Annotated in this window: 15 protein-coding genes; 6 read left to right on the top strand and 9 right to left on the bottom strand. The window is 63.6% G+C overall.

Annotated features, from left to right (window positions below):
* Positions 1-26: 26 nt before the first annotated feature.
* The gene (gene typA / locus EJ075_RS11750) at positions 27-1856 is read right to left on the bottom strand and encodes a translational GTPase TypA (RefSeq protein ID WP_126104457.1); all 1830 of its coding nucleotides are present in this window, start codon (positions 1854-1856) and stop codon (positions 27-29) included.
* Positions 1857-2056: 200 nt separating this feature from the next.
* Here typA and EJ075_RS11745 point away from each other — a divergent pair, with 200 nt between their 5' ends.
* A complete protein-coding gene (locus EJ075_RS11745; RefSeq protein ID WP_095487629.1) occupies positions 2057-2338 on the top strand; it encodes a hypothetical protein in 282 nt (93 codons plus the stop codon).
* 102 nt (positions 2339-2440) lie between these two features.
* Here EJ075_RS11745 and EJ075_RS11740 read toward each other — a convergent pair whose 3' ends face one another.
* Both EJ075_RS11740 and EJ075_RS11735 read right to left on the bottom strand, forming a co-directional pair.
* Complete coding sequence (locus tag EJ075_RS11740) at positions 2441-4015, bottom strand: alkaline phosphatase (RefSeq protein WP_126104456.1); 1575 nt, start codon at positions 4013-4015, stop codon at positions 2441-2443.
* Between the two features lie 274 nt (positions 4016-4289).
* The gene (locus EJ075_RS11735) at positions 4290-5573 is read right to left on the bottom strand and encodes an MFS transporter (RefSeq protein ID WP_126104455.1); all 1284 of its coding nucleotides are present in this window, start codon (positions 5571-5573) and stop codon (positions 4290-4292) included.
* A gap of 82 nt (positions 5574-5655) precedes the next feature.
* On the opposite strand from EJ075_RS11735, the gene EJ075_RS11730 reads away from it, so the two are divergent.
* Together EJ075_RS11730 and EJ075_RS11725 are read left to right on the top strand one after the other, a co-directional pair.
* Complete coding sequence (locus EJ075_RS11730) at positions 5656-6261, top strand: TetR/AcrR family transcriptional regulator (protein WP_126104454.1); 606 nt, start codon at positions 5656-5658, stop codon at positions 6259-6261.
* A 44-nt stretch (positions 6262-6305) separates the two neighbouring features.
* The gene (locus EJ075_RS11725) at positions 6306-6899 is read left to right on the top strand and encodes a hypothetical protein (RefSeq protein ID WP_095487637.1); all 594 of its coding nucleotides are present in this window, start codon (positions 6306-6308) and stop codon (positions 6897-6899) included.
* A 242-nt stretch (positions 6900-7141) separates the two neighbouring features.
* Here the strand turns inward: EJ075_RS11725 and ppa are convergent, their stop codons facing one another.
* The 6 genes from ppa to EJ075_RS11685 form a co-directional block, all read right to left on the bottom strand.
* Positions 7142-7675, bottom strand: coding sequence for an inorganic diphosphatase (ppa, locus tag EJ075_RS11715; RefSeq protein WP_126104453.1), 534 nt, complete (start codon positions 7673-7675; stop codon positions 7142-7144).
* Positions 7676-7787: 112 nt separating this feature from the next.
* The gene (locus EJ075_RS11710; RefSeq protein ID WP_126104452.1) at positions 7788-8294 is read right to left on the bottom strand and encodes a GNAT family N-acetyltransferase; all 507 of its coding nucleotides are present in this window, start codon (positions 8292-8294) and stop codon (positions 7788-7790) included.
* A gap of 232 nt (positions 8295-8526) precedes the next feature.
* Positions 8527-9165, bottom strand: coding sequence for a TPM domain-containing protein (locus EJ075_RS11705; RefSeq protein WP_126104451.1), 639 nt, complete (start codon positions 9163-9165; stop codon positions 8527-8529).
* 8 nt (positions 9166-9173) lie between these two features.
* Positions 9174-9986: a YgcG family protein gene (locus EJ075_RS11700; RefSeq protein WP_245458186.1), complete on the bottom strand. Its 813-nt coding sequence runs from the start codon at positions 9984-9986 to the stop codon at positions 9174-9176.
* 76 nt (positions 9987-10062) lie between these two features.
* Positions 10063-10914, bottom strand: a complete 852-nt coding sequence (locus EJ075_RS11695; protein ID WP_126104449.1) for a YgcG family protein — start codon at positions 10912-10914, stop codon at positions 10063-10065.
* Between the two features lie 167 nt (positions 10915-11081).
* Complete coding sequence (locus EJ075_RS11685; RefSeq protein WP_126104448.1) at positions 11082-11720, bottom strand: LemA family protein; 639 nt, start codon at positions 11718-11720, stop codon at positions 11082-11084.
* 163 nt (positions 11721-11883) lie between these two features.
* Between EJ075_RS11685 and EJ075_RS11680 the strand changes: the two genes are divergently transcribed.
* From EJ075_RS11680 to EJ075_RS11670, 3 genes are read left to right on the top strand one after another with little or no spacing between them, the layout of a single operon-like run.
* Complete coding sequence (locus tag EJ075_RS11680; protein ID WP_126107318.1) at positions 11884-12132, top strand: hypothetical protein; 249 nt, start codon at positions 11884-11886, stop codon at positions 12130-12132.
* A 7-nt stretch (positions 12133-12139) separates the two neighbouring features.
* Positions 12140-13024, top strand: a complete 885-nt coding sequence (pdxY, locus tag EJ075_RS11675; RefSeq protein ID WP_126104447.1) for a pyridoxal kinase PdxY — start codon at positions 12140-12142, stop codon at positions 13022-13024.
* The gene (locus tag EJ075_RS11670) at positions 13021-13815 is read left to right on the top strand and encodes a DUF429 domain-containing protein (RefSeq protein ID WP_126104446.1); all 795 of its coding nucleotides are present in this window, start codon (positions 13021-13023) and stop codon (positions 13813-13815) included. Before pdxY ends, EJ075_RS11670 begins: the two co-directional genes overlap by 4 nt.
* The last annotated feature ends 36 nt before the right edge of the window (positions 13816-13851 follow it).

The raw sequence follows: 13851 nt of genomic DNA, 5'->3' as shown, positions 1-13851 counted from the left end.
CGATAATTGTTTCCGGAGAAAAAAGCTTACGCCGCGCCGACCACTTTCGCCGACTTCTCAAAACGCTTGCGCTCGTTCGGGTCGAGATAGAGCTTGCGCAGGCGGATGGTCTTCGGCGTCACCTCGACCAGCTCGTCGTCCTGGATCCAGGCCAGCGCGCGTTCCAGCGTCATGCGGATCGGCGGCGTCAGTTTCACGGCTTCGTCCTTGCCGGCGGCGCGGATGTTGGTCAGCTTCTTGCCCTTCAGCACGTTCACTTCGAGGTCGTTGTCGCGTGAATGGATGCCGATGATCATGCCCTGATAGACTTTGACGCCCGGATCGATGACCATCGGGCCGCGGTCTTCCAGGTTCCACATGGCATAGGCGACCGATTCACCCTGTTCATTGGAGATCAGCACGCCGTTGGTGCGGCCCGGCAGCTCGCCCTTGTAGGGCTCGTAGGCATGGAACAGCCGGTTCATGACAGCGGTGCCGCGCGTGTCGGTCAACAGCTCCGACTGGTAGCCGATCAGGCCGCGCGTCGGCGCGTGGAAGACGATGCGCTGGCGGTTGCCGCCTGACGGGCGCAGCTCGACCATCTCGGCCTTGCGCTCCGACATCTTCTGCACGACGACACCGGCGTGCTCCTCGTCGACGTCGATAACGACTTCCTCGACCGGCTCCAGCAATTCGCCATTGTCGCCTTTCTGCATGACGACGCGCGGACGCGACACGGCAACCTCAAAACCTTCGCGGCGCATCGTCTCGATCAGCACGGCAAGCTGCAATTCGCCTCGCCCGGAGACGAAGAACGAATCCTTATCAGGCGATTCCTCGATCTTCAGCGCGACATTGCCTTCGGCCTCGCGCAGCAGGCGGTCGCGGATGACGCGGCTGGTCACCTTGTCGCCTTCGGTGCCAGCCAACGGGCTGTCGTTGACGAGGAACGACATCGTCACGGTCGGCGGATCGATCGGCTGCGCATGCAGCGGCTCGGTCACCGACAGGTCGCAGAACGTGTCGGCGACGGTTCCTTTCGACAGGCCGGCAATGGCGACGATGTCGCCCGCCTGCGCCTCGTCGATCGGCTGGCGCTCGAGCCCGCGGAAAGCCAGGATCTTCGAGATGCGGCCGGTTTCGACCTGGGTGCCGTCATGGTGCAGCACCTTGACCGCCTGGTTGGATTTCAGCGTGCCGGATTCGATGCGGCCGGTGATGATGCGGCCGAGGAACGGATTGGCCTCCAGGATGGTGCCGATCATCCGGAACGGGCCGGGATGAACGGTCGGCGCCGGCACGTGCTTGATGACGAGGTCGAACAGCGGCGAGAGGCCCTGGTCCTTCGGCCCTTCGGGGTTTTCCGAGACCCAGCCGTCGCGGCCTGAACCGTAAAGGATCGGGAAGTCGAGTTGCTCGTCGGTCGCGTCGAGCGCTGCAAACAGGTCGAACACTTCGTTGACCACCTCGACATGGCGGGCGTCCGGCCGGTCGATCTTGTTGATGACGACGATCGGCTTCAACCCGACCTTGAGCGCCTTGCCGACGACGAATTTGGTCTGTGGCATCGGCCCTTCGGCGGCGTCGACCAGCACGATGGCCGAATCCACCATCGACAGGATGCGCTCCACCTCGCCGCCGAAATCGGCGTGGCCGGGGGTGTCGACGATGTTGATGCGGGTATCCTTCCAGTCGACCGACGTCGCCTTGGCCAGGATGGTGATGCCGCGTTCTTTTTCGAGATCGTTCGAATCCATGGCGCGTTCGGCGACGCGCTGGTTGTCGCGGAACGAGCCGGACTGCTTCAGGAGCTGGTCGACGAGGGTGGTTTTTCCATGGTCGACGTGCGCGATGATCGCGATATTACGAATTTTCATGTTGTGGTCTCGGGAGCGTTGCAGGCAGCAGGCCAAAAGGCGCTGCCTCTTTCGGTTGGGCGGCTCATACAGGGTTTTTCGCAATTGCGAAAGAGGAGGCGTGCCACCAAATACATGGTCACCAAATCTTAAGCGTCTTGGTGTGAAATGAAATTATTAACCAAAGCGGAACCTTTCAGGGTCGGGACAGCTCAAATTTCATGACCAATACGGGCATCAGATACCGGCCAATCCTTGCATGGGCAGCCCTCGCCGTTCTGCTTGCGGCAGGCGCGGCGCAGTCGGCCGCGACGCTGAAGGAGACGCCGCCTGCCCTGCCGTCCGATACGCGTTCGGCGGAGCAGTTGTTTGCCGATGCGCCCGATGGCGTCGACCCGGTAGTGACCGGGCCGGTTAGCGCCGCCTTCAAGCAGAGGCAGGAAAATGCCGGCTGCGACAGCGCGGTCTGGCCTAAGATTCCAACCGTCTGCTATCCGGACTAGAGCCTGATCCATCCCGACAGAATCGGGATGGGGCTCTATCTTCTTGTTTGACCATGATCTTCTCCGAAAACCGGTTCCCACTTTTCGGGATCATGGTTTGGCTCACGCCGATCGCACCGGATCGAGCGCGACCTTGTAGAGTTCATTGTCGTCGCGGTCCATAAGCCGCACAGTCATCTGTTCAGTGGCGCCGTCGATATCGACGAGGCCGAAGAACTGCAGGCCGGCCGACGGTGGCAGGTTCTGCCCCTGCTCGGCAGTTGGCGCCTTGATGAATTTCAGCTCCGGGCCGAAGGTCATGTCGAAATCATTGGGTCCATACGTGCCGGCATGGAGCGGACCCGAGACGAACTCCCAGAACGGATTGAAGTCCTGGAACTGCGCCTTGTCTGGATTGTAGTAGTGGGCCGCCGTGTAGTGCACGTCGGCGGTCAGCCAGACGGTGTTGCTGATACCAGCGTTCTTTATGTAGCGAAGGAGGTCGGCAATTTCCAGCTCGCGGCCCTTGGCCGGGCCATTGTCGCCATTGCTGACGGCCTCGGCGCCGGCCTTCTTGGTGGCGTCGTTCCAGACGACGAGACCGAGCGGCATGTCGGCGGCGATGATTTTCCAGGTCGCGTTGGAGTTTGCCAGTTCGCGCTTCAGCCATTTGGTCTGCTGTTCGCCGAGAATGCGCGATTGCGGGGTCATCGTATGCTGCATGCCAAGGCCATTGGCGCCGCGATAGGAACGCATGTCGAGGAAGAACACGTCGAGCAGCGGCCCGTAGGCGATCTTGCGATAGACGCGGCCCGGTTCCGACGGCTCGTAGCGGATCGTCGTCATCTCGTGGAAGGCGCGTGCCGCGCGTGCCGCCAGCACATGGATGTTTTTTTCCGAGTAGCGGTCGTCGGCGCTCAGGTCCTTCGAATCCGACCAGTTGTTCACCACCTCGTGGTCGTCCCACTGGTAGAAGGTCGGGCAGATGGCGTTGAGCCCCAGCACATGTCCGTCCATCAAATTGTATTTCCACTGGCCCCGGTACTCGTCCAGCGTCTCGGCAACCTTGCGCTTTTCGTCGATGAGGACGGTGTTCTTCCACTTGCCGCCACCGGGAATGTCGACCTCGTCCTTCATCGCGCCGTCGGCGTAGATGGTGTCGCCGGAATGCAGGAAGAAGTCGGGCGTGTGCTTGCCGATCGTGGCATAGGTCTTCATGCCGGTGTCGTCGATGCCCCAACCCTGGCCGGCGGTATCGCCCGACCAGGCGAACCGGATGTCACGCTTCGAGGCCGGCGCCGTGCGGAAGCGGCCGACGATCGGCTCGGAGACGGCGTTGATGTCGGCGAGATCGGCCGCTGTCATGCGGTAGAATATATCCTGATCCGAGGCGAGGTCGGTGAGCAGCCGTTTTACCGTGTAATCGCTGGCCGGCGACGTATCGAGCGGCGCAAGGCGGACGGCGTTGGCGAAATTCTCCGTCGAGGAGACTTCAAACATGACGCGCGACGGGCGATCGGTGCGCGTCCAGACCATGCCGCTGGTGGCGTCGACGTCACCGGACTGGACACCATGGGTGAAGGCCGGCCGCTGATTGGCGCGGGAATAGTAGGGAAGCGCGAGGCCCGAGGCGCCGACGAGGCCAACGGTGCTCGCCGACGTGACGAAAGCGCGCCGCGTCATCGAAATTTTGTTCATGGCTGTCTCCTGGATGGCGTTGAACGTCGCCGCCAAGGTCCAGCGTCAATGTTTCAGGCACATCTCGAAACCATGAAGGTTTGATAACAATGGACAGGTGATCTCCCCCCTTGAGGGGGAGATGTCGCCGAAGGCGACAGAGGGGGTCGTCTCGCGTGAAGCGCCAACCTCCTGCGTCTGCGATAAGGGGCCGAGCCCGGTCGGACCGACCCCCTCTGGCCGCGTCGCGGCCATCTCCCCCTCAAGGGGGAGATTAGCGCTCGGCCGTCGCAGCTCAAGCCGCCTGCGGTTCCGGGTTGAAGGCCGGACGGCTGGTGTTGATCAACAGCGAGATGCAGGCTGCGGCTATTGCCGTCATGCCGGCGATGAGGAAGGCGAGCTCGTAATTGCCCTGCAATTCGCGCATCGTGCCGCCGAAGAAGGCGGCGGTCGCCGCACCCACCTGATGGCCGGCGACGATCCAACCAAAGACGATCGGTCCACTACGATCACCGAACGCCTCGTTTGACAGCCTGAGCGTCGGCGGCACGGTTGCGATCCAGTCCAATCCGTAGAGCACGGCGAAGATGATCAGGCTGGTCGACGAGAAGCCGGAATAAGGCAGATAGATCAGCGACAGGCCGCGAATGCCATAATAGACGCCGAGCAGCTTGCGCGGGTCGAAGCGGTCGGTGAGCCAGCCCGACAGCGTCGTGCCGATCAGGTCGAAGATGCCCATCAGCGACAGCAGGCCGGCAGCTTGCACTTGGCCGATGCCCATGTCGCCGCAAAACGCGATCAGGTGCGTGCCGACCAGGCCATTGGTGGTGAAGCCGCAGATGAAGAAGGTGGCGAACAGATACCAGAACACGCGGGTGCCGGCGGCACGGCGCAGCGTGCTGAGCGTGTGGGTGAGAAAATTGCCCTGCGAGGCCGGCGGAACCGGCGGCACGTCGTCGGCGTCAGCACCGTAGCGCACCATGCCGATCGAAGCTGGACGCTCCGGCACCAGCAGCCAGACCAGCGGCACCAGGCACGCGGTGGCCACCGCAATGGCGATGGCGACCGGCTTCCAGCCGCCCGACTGGGCGAGCGCTGCGAGCAGTGGCAGGAACACCAGCAGGCCGGTGGCGGCGGAGGCCGACATCAGTCCCATCACCAGGCCGCGATTGGTTTTGAACCAGCGGTTGACGATGGTGGCGCCAAGCACCGTGGCGACCGCGCCCGAACCGACGCCGGAGAATACGCCCCAGGTGAGAAGCAGGTGCCACGGCTCGGTCATCAACAGGCTGAGCGCCGTCGAGCCCGACATCACCACCAGCGATGCCAGCAGCGTGCGGCGCAGCCCGACCCGTTCCATCAGTGCCGCGGCAAACGGCCCGGTCAGGCCGTAGAGGAAGATGCCGATGGCCGCGGCGAGCGAGACGACATCGCGCCGCCAGCCGAAACTCTCCTCCAGCGGCAGCATCATGACGGCCGGCGCCGACCGCAGGCCCGCCGCGATCAGCAGGCAAAGGAAAATGACGGCAACCACGACGAAAGCGTAGCGCTGGCCAAACGGGCGGGATTGAGCTATCATGTTACTGACCGGTACGTTGCAGTTACACCGAGGTATACGTACCGGTCGGTAACGTTGTCAAGCAGGCCACGGCACGTCCTAGATGAAAAGCATTGAACCAACGATCAAAGCGGATGAAGTGACACCGCCCCGCGCCGGCGAGAAAATCCTTCGCGTTGCCCGCGACCTATTCTACCGGCAAGGCATCAGGGCGATCGGCGTCGACGAGATCGTGCGGCGTGCCGGCGTCACCAAGCCCAGCCTCTATCGCAGCTTTCCCTCCAAGGACGAATTGGCCGCGTCCTATCTCCGGCAATACGACCTCGAGTTCTGGGCCCGCTTCGACGAGGCAGTGGCTGCCCATCCCGGCGATCCGCGCGCGCAGATCGCCGCATTCCTGACCCGCATCGGCAAGCGCACGCAAAGACCAGACTATCGCGGCTGCGGCATGACCAATGCGGCGGTCGAGTATCCCGAGCACGGCCATCCGGCCCGCGTGGTGAGCGAGGCCAACAAGCAGGAACTGCGACGACGCCTGCGCGCCATGGCGGCGGCAATGGGTGCTGGCGACGCCGACACGCTGGGCGACGGGCTGCTGCTCCTGATCGAGGGCGCCTATATCAGCGGCCAGCTGTTCGGTGCCGGCGGACCGGCAAAATCGGTGGCCCGGAACGCCGACCTGCTGATCGAAGCGAGCTTGCAGAAATAGCGTTTGACGATACGCTACGGCAGCCCGAAACGGAGTTGCCTGCGATGCGAGCCCTTTTGATGATTTCGCTAGCCCTCGCCGGCCTCTGCCAGACCGCCCAGGCCGGCGACATTTCCAGTGCCTACACCGATCTCGACTCGAAGAAGGACTGCGTGACTTATGCGCAGGCCGAGGAAGGCGATGGCGACTGGGCCAGTCTCGTCTGTTCGGGCTATCGCGGCTACCCAGTGCTGATCTCTTACGACGACGCCCGGGAATCGCTGTTCTATGGTTTTCCGCCCAGCGACATGACTACGGTCTGGGAAAGTTTTGTCGGGCTTAATTCGGCTGGACCAAAGCTCGAGTGGCGCATCGAGACGAACGGCGACCTCGCCATTCCCTTCGCGGTCATCCACCGTCGCTCGATCAGCGATCCCGAGGGGGAGAACAAACCGACCGACGTGCTGATCGTCGCCAAGGTCGCCCAGCCGGAGAAGTATGAGGGCTGCACCGTCGGCCTGGTGCTGGCCACCGGCAATCCCGCAGCCAACGATGAGGCGCGCAAGCTCGCCGACGAGAAAGCACGCAGCTTTGCCTGCGGCAAGGACAAGCGCGCGATGATCGGCGACGTGCCCGCTTTTGGCCGCGTCGACAATTAGTGGGGGTGAGGAAGAGCGTAGCAATGGCCGCCCTTCGGCGATCCTTCACGCCCCCTCTGTCCTGCCGGACATCTCCCCCACAAGGAGGGAGATCGGCTACCATCTTGGCTTTCGCCAATCTCCAACGCTGAAAGAGAGACGGGGCGGCGAAGCTGCCAATCTCCCCCCAAGTGGGGGAGATGCCCGGTAGGGCAGAGGGGGCGCTGTCCCGCCGACGTCTCGCAATTTTGAAAGCGCTGGGCCTACTTGCTTGCCTTGGCCCGCTCGATCGCCTCGACGATCATCTTCTTGGCGTAGGCGGCATCGTGCCAGCCCTCGATCTTGACCCATTTGCCGGGTTCGAGATCCTTGTAGTGCTCGAAGAAATGCTGCACCTGCTGGCGGGTGATGTCGGGTAGGTGCGTGTATTCGGTGACGTTCTCGTAGCGCAGCGTCAGCTTGGGCGAAGGCACCGCGATGATCTTTTCGTCCAGACCGGAATTGTCCTCCATCACCAGCACGCCGATCGGCCGCACATTGATGACGCAGCCTGGCACCAGCGCGCGCGTGTTGCAGACCAGCACGTCGATCGGGTCGCCGTCACCCGACAGCGTGTGCGGCACGAAGCCGTAATTGCCGGGATAGCGCATCGAGGTATGCAGGAAGCGGTCGACGAACAGCGTGCCGGCCTCCTTGTCCATCTCATACTTGATCGGCTCGCCGCCGATCGGCACCTCGATGATGACGTTGACGTCCTCCGGCGGGTTCTTTCCGATGGCGATGGCTTCGATACGCATGGCTTTTGTCCCTCTTTCGATTGGAAACCGATAGCGGGCGGGGGCGCATGGTGCAATGCGGCGAATGGTACTGAAAACAGCTGAGGGTGTTAGCGAGAGGAGTGTCGAACCGTCATTCCCAGATGAAGGCGACCTTCTTCAGCGCCTTCTGCTCGAAGACCTCGACGCCCTCGGCGACGTCGCGGCCGCCGGCGCCGGCATAGAAGGTGAGCGCGTTCTGATTGTCCTCCAGCGCCCACACCACCATGCCTTTCAGCCCGTGGTCAGCCAGTCGCGCCCGTGCGGCTGAGAATAGCCGGCTGCCGAGCCCGATGCCCTGATATTCCGGGCGCACGTAAAGTTCGTAGATCTCGCCCTGCTGCTTGAGCTCGCGGGCGCGGTTCTTGCCGATCGTGGCATAGCCGGCGATCTTGCCGCCGATCTCGACGACCAGAACGGTGGCCGCACGACGGATGGCGTTCGCCCACCACTCGGCGCCGCGGCGGTTGATCATCGATGTCAGCGTGCGATGCGGGATGATGCCGGCATAGGCGCCGCGCCAGGCCAGCAGGTGCACGTCGGCGATGGCGCTTGCGTCGCGCGGCTCGGCTTTCCTGATATCGATGCTCAGCGTATTCATGATTGGTTAACCATAAACCCGCATCGCCCGATTGCAAGAGTCCGGTAAGCGGCTCCCCCCGCTTTCGCACAGGCCATCGGAAGACCCGCGAGCCTGTCTGAAAATGCGCTCTGCCGAGGCGGATGGCGTGGTTTTCGAGAACCGAAGCGCAGCGGACATTTGGGTCCGTGAGCATCGGAAGCGCAGAAAACTGCGTCAGGCGTCCGGCAGAGTAGCGTTTACAGGCAGGCTCTCAGATTTCGACCAGATGATCGTCGAGCTCGTTGCTGTCGCCGTAAGAAACCGGGAAATGCTCGGCCAGCACCGCGCCCGTCGCTTCGATTGCCTTGATGAAGCCGTCGGCGAGACGATCGTCGCCGGCATGCGCGGTAAGGTCGCGGACGACGCTGTCCCAGACGTCTTGGCCGACACGGCTGTCGATGCCGCTGTCGGCGACCACCTCGGCGTAGCGCTCGGCAATGGAGACGAAGACCAGCACGCCGGTGCGCGCCGTGGTGCGATGGACGTTGCGGGCGAGGAACTGCTTTATCGCATTGGCGTGCGCGGCCTGGTAGCGCAGCCGCCTCGGCACCAGATGGATGCGCAAGCCGGGCAGCGCCCACAACAGGCCAAGCACCGAGGCCAGCGCCAGAAGCTGTGCGATGACGAAATGCGGCAAGCGGATCGACAGCCACCACGCTTCCAGCCCGTAACTGACGGCGAGGCTGACGACGAGCATGGCCAGCGTCGCCATGAACGCGGCCGGAAAGAAATAGCTGTCGCTGGCATAGGCCACGACGCAGTAGATTTCGCCGTCGGTCTTTGTCTCGGCGGCGCGGATCGCTTTGGCGATGCGGTCATGATCCTCGGGGCTGATCGGTCTTGTTGCCATGTTGTGTCTCACCAGCTTCCTGAAGAACCGCCACCGCCGGACGAGCCGCCGCCGCCCGAAAAGCCGCCGCCACCCGACGACCAGCCACTACCGGAACTTCCCGATGACCAGCCGCCGCCGGACGAAGTACTCGTTGTCCAGACGCCGCCGCCCGTGCGCGCATAGCCTGACCTTTGGCCATAGCGAAACGTCATGCCCAGCCATTTATACACGCCCGGCGACAACTTGGTGCCGAAGATCGGCGGCAGGACCGCCATCGCCAGGCCGCCTAAGAACAGCGTCGCCCACACGATGATGAACAGCGCCACGATGGGATCGACGGAACTGTTGTCGGCCGGATTGCGGATCCCGCGAGATTCCAGCTCTTCGGGATTGCCTTCCAGCACCATGACCATGTCGTCGACGGCCTTACTGATGCCGCCGGAGAAGTCGCCGGCGCGGAAGGCCGGCACCATGTCGTTTTCGATGATCAGCTTGGTGTGCAGGTCGGTCAGCGTGCCTTCCAGCCCGTAGCCGACCTCGATGCGCATCTTGCGGTCGTTCGGCGCCACCAGCAAAAGCACGCCATTGTCCTCGCCGGCCTGGCCGAGCTTCCAGGCGCGAAACAGCCGGTTGGCGTAGGGCTCGATCTCCTCGCCGTCGAGACTATTGATTGTCGCGACGACGATCTGGTCAGAGCCCTTGGCCTCGAAATCCGCAAGCTTCTGGGTCAGCGCCGCCTTGGTCGCGGCATCGATGATGCCGGCATTGTCGACGACCCGACCGGTCAGAATAGGCAATTCGGCGGCGAGGGCGGTGAAGCCGACCAGCAGCACCGCCATGGCCACCAAGGCGGCACCGATCGTCGCGGCAAAACGGCCGGAAGCTGGTGGACGGATGGCGCATCTTGTCATGCCGTCACCAGCTTCCCGAGGAGCCGCCGCCGCCGGACGAGCCACCGCCGCCGGAAAAGCCGCCACCGCCTGAGGACCATCCTCCCCCGCCCGACGACCAGCCTCCACCACCGGAAGACCGCCGGCTCGGCTCGAAGGTCATGCCTAGCCAGCGATAGCGGCCAGGACCGATCTTCTGGCCGAACATCGGCGGCAAGATGGAGGCGGCGATGCTGCCGAAGAAGATGATCGCCCAGATAGCAATGAAGATCGCGAAGAACAGATCGTCGGTGTTGAATGGCGCCTGCTGGTTGCGGGCCCCGCGCGCTTCTAGCTCTTCGGGATTGCCTTCCAGCACCATGACCATGTCGTCGACGGCCTTACTGATGCCGCCGGAGAAGTCGCCGGCGCGGAAGGCCGGCACCATGTCGTTTTCGATGATCAGCTTGGTGTGCAGGTCGGTCAGCGTGCCTTCCAGCCCGTAGCCGACCTCGATGCGCATCTTGCGGTCGTTCGGCGCCACCAGCAAAAGCACGCCATTGTCCTCGCCGGCCTGGCCGAGCTTCCAGGCGCGAAACAGCCGGTTGGCGTAGGGCTCGATCTCCTCGCCGTCGAGACTATTGATTGTCGCGACGACGATCTGGTCAGAGCCCTTGGCCTCGAAATCCGCAAGCTTCTGGGTCAGCGCCGCCTTGGTCGCGGCATCGATGATACCGGCATTGTCGACGACCCGCCCGGTCAGGGCAGGCAATTCGGCGGCGAAAGCGGTGAGCGGGAGGAAGAGGCTAAGGCAAAGCAGAACTAGAGTGACGCCTAGAAGCGAGAGGTTGGCACTCCGTCGCGCCCCCCTCTGTCCTGCCGGACATCTCCCCCTCAAGGGGGGAGATTGGATGTCATTCCTGCCTTCGCCAATCTCCAACGTTGCAAGGTTGGCGGCGGGGTCGAAGCTGCAAATCTCCCCCCTCGAGGGGGAGATGTCCGGCAGGACAGAGGGGGGTGCGACGGAGTGCAAGGCCAATAGGGACCACGCTCACCAGCTGTTCGTCACCCACCCTGCGTCGTGCCGAAATCGACCTTCGGCGTCTGCATCTTGTCTTCCTCAATGGTGAAGTTTGCGAACGGCTGATTGCCGCGGAACCACAGGGTTGCCCAAATCACCGACGGGAAGGTCTTCAGCGTCAGATTGTACGCCTGCACCGCCTGGATATAGTCGCGGCGGGCGACCGCGATGCGGTTCTCGGTGCCTTCAAGCTGCGCCTGCAGCGCCAGAAAATTCTGGTTGGCCTTGAGGTCTGGATAATTCTCAACCACTGCCAGCAGCCGCGACAGCGCGCTGGTCAGGCCGGCCTGGCTGTCCTGGAAGGTCTTGACGGCCTCCGGATTGCTCAGCGTTTCCGGCGTCACCGTCACCTGCGTCGCCTTGGCGCGCGCCTCGACCACCGCATCGAGCGTATCCTTCTCGTGCGCGGCATAGCCCTTGACCGTTTCGACCAGATTGGGAATGAGATCGGCGCGGCGCTGGTACTGGTTCAGCACCTGGCTCCATGCGGCCTTGGCGTATTCCTCCGCCGTCGGGATGGTGTTGTAGCCACAGCCGGCAAGCAGCGGCAGCACGATCGCCATCATCAGCAAGGCTGGCAGGTTGCGGAAGACGAAAGGGGAGGAAAGACGCTGGGCAAGCATGGTAAGATCCCTCAATAAGACTGACAGGCGAAGCATTACCACAATCCGCGCGCAAGAACATGACCTCCGCCCGGAAGCGTTACTGGTTCTTTATCATTCGCTGCAAGGCCCTGTGATTGGCCGGGCGAACGGGTTAAAGTCGCCGCGAAAACAGGACATCGCCATGGCGGGACGCCAGGACAGCGACGACGAATCGCGCCGCATCATCGAGCGCGTGGCACGTGAAACCGACCCGGGCGGCACCTCGTTCATTGCACGGACCGCGAAGGGCGCGCGCGATCACGTCGCAGCAGTGGATGCCGACCAGTCGGACCCGATCGAATATTGGGGCACGCGCATTGGCCGGGCGCTAGGGCTCATTATCGCCATTGGCCTGTTGATCTGGCTCGTGTTTTTCATCACCCAAAGTTAGGAACCTCGTGAGCACCGAAGAACACGACGCGCCGCGCGCGGTCATCGTCATCTCCAGCCATGTCGCGCGCGGCTCGGTCGGCAACCGCGCCGCGGTCTTTGCGCTGGAGACGCTGGGCTTTCCGGTGTGGGCGGTGCCGACCGTTATCCTGCCCTGGCATCCGGGCCATGGACGGGCGACGCGCATCGTGCCGCCGCTCGATCAATTCAAGGCGCTGATGGCCGATCTTGAGCGCGCTCCGTGGCTCGGCGAGGTCGGCGCGGTGCTGTCCGGCTATCTCGGTGAAGGCGGCCAGGCAGAAGCCGTCGCCTCGCTGGTCGGCGCGGTCAAGGCGAAGACGCCGGATGCCGTCTATATCTGCGATCCGGTGATGGGCGATTCGGGCGGGCTCTATGTGCCGGAGGCCACCGCCATTGCCATGCGAGACCGGCTGATGCCGATCGCCGACATCGCCACGCCCAACCGCTACGAGCTGGAATGGATGGCGGGAGCGCCGCTGCCCGACCTGAAAGCGGTGATGACGGCCGCCCTTCATGCCGGGCCACCGACCATGCTGGTCACTTCGGCGCCGGCGATGATGGCCGGCGGCACCGGCAATTTGCTGCTCAACGGCAACCAGGCGCTGCTGGCCGAGCATCGCCTCATCGACAAGCCGCCCAATGGGCTCGGCGACCTGACGGCGGCCGTTTATCTGGCACGCATCCTGTCCGGCCAGCCGGCGATCAAGGCACTGCAGTCGACCACGGCGGCGGTCTACGAGATCCTGGCGCGCACCGCCAAGCGCGGCGGCGACGAATTGCAGCTCGAAACCGACGCTCAGAGCCTGTCGCACCCGATGGCGATGGTGCAGCTTCGCCATCTCCTGCATCCGGGGCGGGACAAAAGAGCGTGACTTCGGACGGCAGCCGCGTCCTTGTCGGTGTCGACGGCTGCAAGGCCGGCTGGATCACCGTCCGCCGCGATCCCGGTTCGACACCTCGTAACCCGGGCGCAGCACCCTCGGTAGCCGTTTTTCCTAGCTTCGCAGCACTGCTCGACGCATTGCCGGCCGATGCGACGGTCGCCGTCGACATGCCGATCGGCCTGCCCGATCTCTCGCAAAAGGGCGGTCGCGGGCCTGAGGCGCTGGTCCGGCCGTTGCTCGGCGCGCGGCAGTCCAGCGTCTTCGCCATTCCGTCGCGTGCGGCGCTTTACGCGCATAGAGATGGCTTCACCACGATCGAGGCCTGGTATGCCGCGCATCGCCAGGCGAGTGAAGTGGCGAAGGCGACCTCCGATCCGCCGCGCGGCGTCTCGATCCAGGCCTTCGGCATCTTTGCCAAGATCCGCGAGATCGATGCCGTGCTGATCGCGCGTCCCGAACTGCGCAGCCGCGTCTTCGAATCGCACCCGGAAGTCGCCTTCTGTCGGCTGAACGGCGATCAGGCGATGCGTTTGCCGAAGAAGATCAAGGGCGCCGTCAACCCGGCCGGCATGGCGGAACGCAAGGCTCTGCTCTGCCGGCACGGCTATATCAGGGGCTTTCTCGACCGGACGCCGCCGCGAGGCGCTTCTGCCGACGACTTTCTCGACGCCGCAGTGATGATGCTGATCGCCGGCCGTATCGCCAACGGTGAGGCAAGGCCGTTTCCGGATCCGCCGCTCGTCGACCGTTTTGGCATCCCTGTGGCGATCTGGGCATGAATTTCCTCGCCCCATCTATCGGCGAGGCAATGCAGC

The organism is Mesorhizobium sp. M6A.T.Cr.TU.016.01.1.1, from assembly GCF_003952585.1.
Taxonomy (GTDB): Bacteria; Pseudomonadota; Alphaproteobacteria; order Rhizobiales; family Rhizobiaceae; genus Mesorhizobium; species Mesorhizobium mediterraneum.
This window is presented reverse-complemented; position numbering and strand designations above follow the sequence as displayed.

Excerpts from the sequence above, each read along its gene's own strand:
- typA (WP_126104457.1), bottom strand. The coding sequence starts at position 1,856 with ATGAAAATTCGTAATATCGCGATCATCGCGCACGTCGACCATGGAAAA.
- EJ075_RS11745 (WP_095487629.1), top strand. The coding sequence starts at position 2,057 with ATGACCAATACGGGCATCAGATACCGGCCAATCCTTGCATGGGCAGCC.
- EJ075_RS11740 (WP_126104456.1), bottom strand. The coding sequence starts at position 4,015 with ATGAACAAAATTTCGATGACGCGGCGCGCTTTCGTCACGTCGGCGAGC.
- EJ075_RS11735 (WP_126104455.1), bottom strand. The coding sequence starts at position 5,573 with ATGATAGCTCAATCCCGCCCGTTTGGCCAGCGCTACGCTTTCGTCGTG.
- EJ075_RS11730 (WP_126104454.1), top strand. The coding sequence starts at position 5,656 with ATGAAAAGCATTGAACCAACGATCAAAGCGGATGAAGTGACACCGCCC.
- EJ075_RS11725 (WP_095487637.1), top strand. The coding sequence starts at position 6,306 with ATGCGAGCCCTTTTGATGATTTCGCTAGCCCTCGCCGGCCTCTGCCAG.
- ppa (WP_126104453.1), bottom strand. The coding sequence starts at position 7,675 with ATGCGTATCGAAGCCATCGCCATCGGAAAGAACCCGCCGGAGGACGTC.
- EJ075_RS11710 (WP_126104452.1), bottom strand. The coding sequence starts at position 8,294 with ATGAATACGCTGAGCATCGATATCAGGAAAGCCGAGCCGCGCGACGCA.
- EJ075_RS11705 (WP_126104451.1), bottom strand. The coding sequence starts at position 9,165 with ATGGCAACAAGACCGATCAGCCCCGAGGATCATGACCGCATCGCCAAA.
- EJ075_RS11700 (WP_245458186.1), bottom strand. The coding sequence starts at position 9,986 with ATGGCGGTGCTGCTGGTCGGCTTCACCGCCCTCGCCGCCGAATTGCCT.
- EJ075_RS11685 (WP_126104448.1), bottom strand. The coding sequence starts at position 11,720 with ATGCTTGCCCAGCGTCTTTCCTCCCCTTTCGTCTTCCGCAACCTGCCA.
- EJ075_RS11680 (WP_126107318.1), top strand. The coding sequence starts at position 11,884 with ATGGCGGGACGCCAGGACAGCGACGACGAATCGCGCCGCATCATCGAG.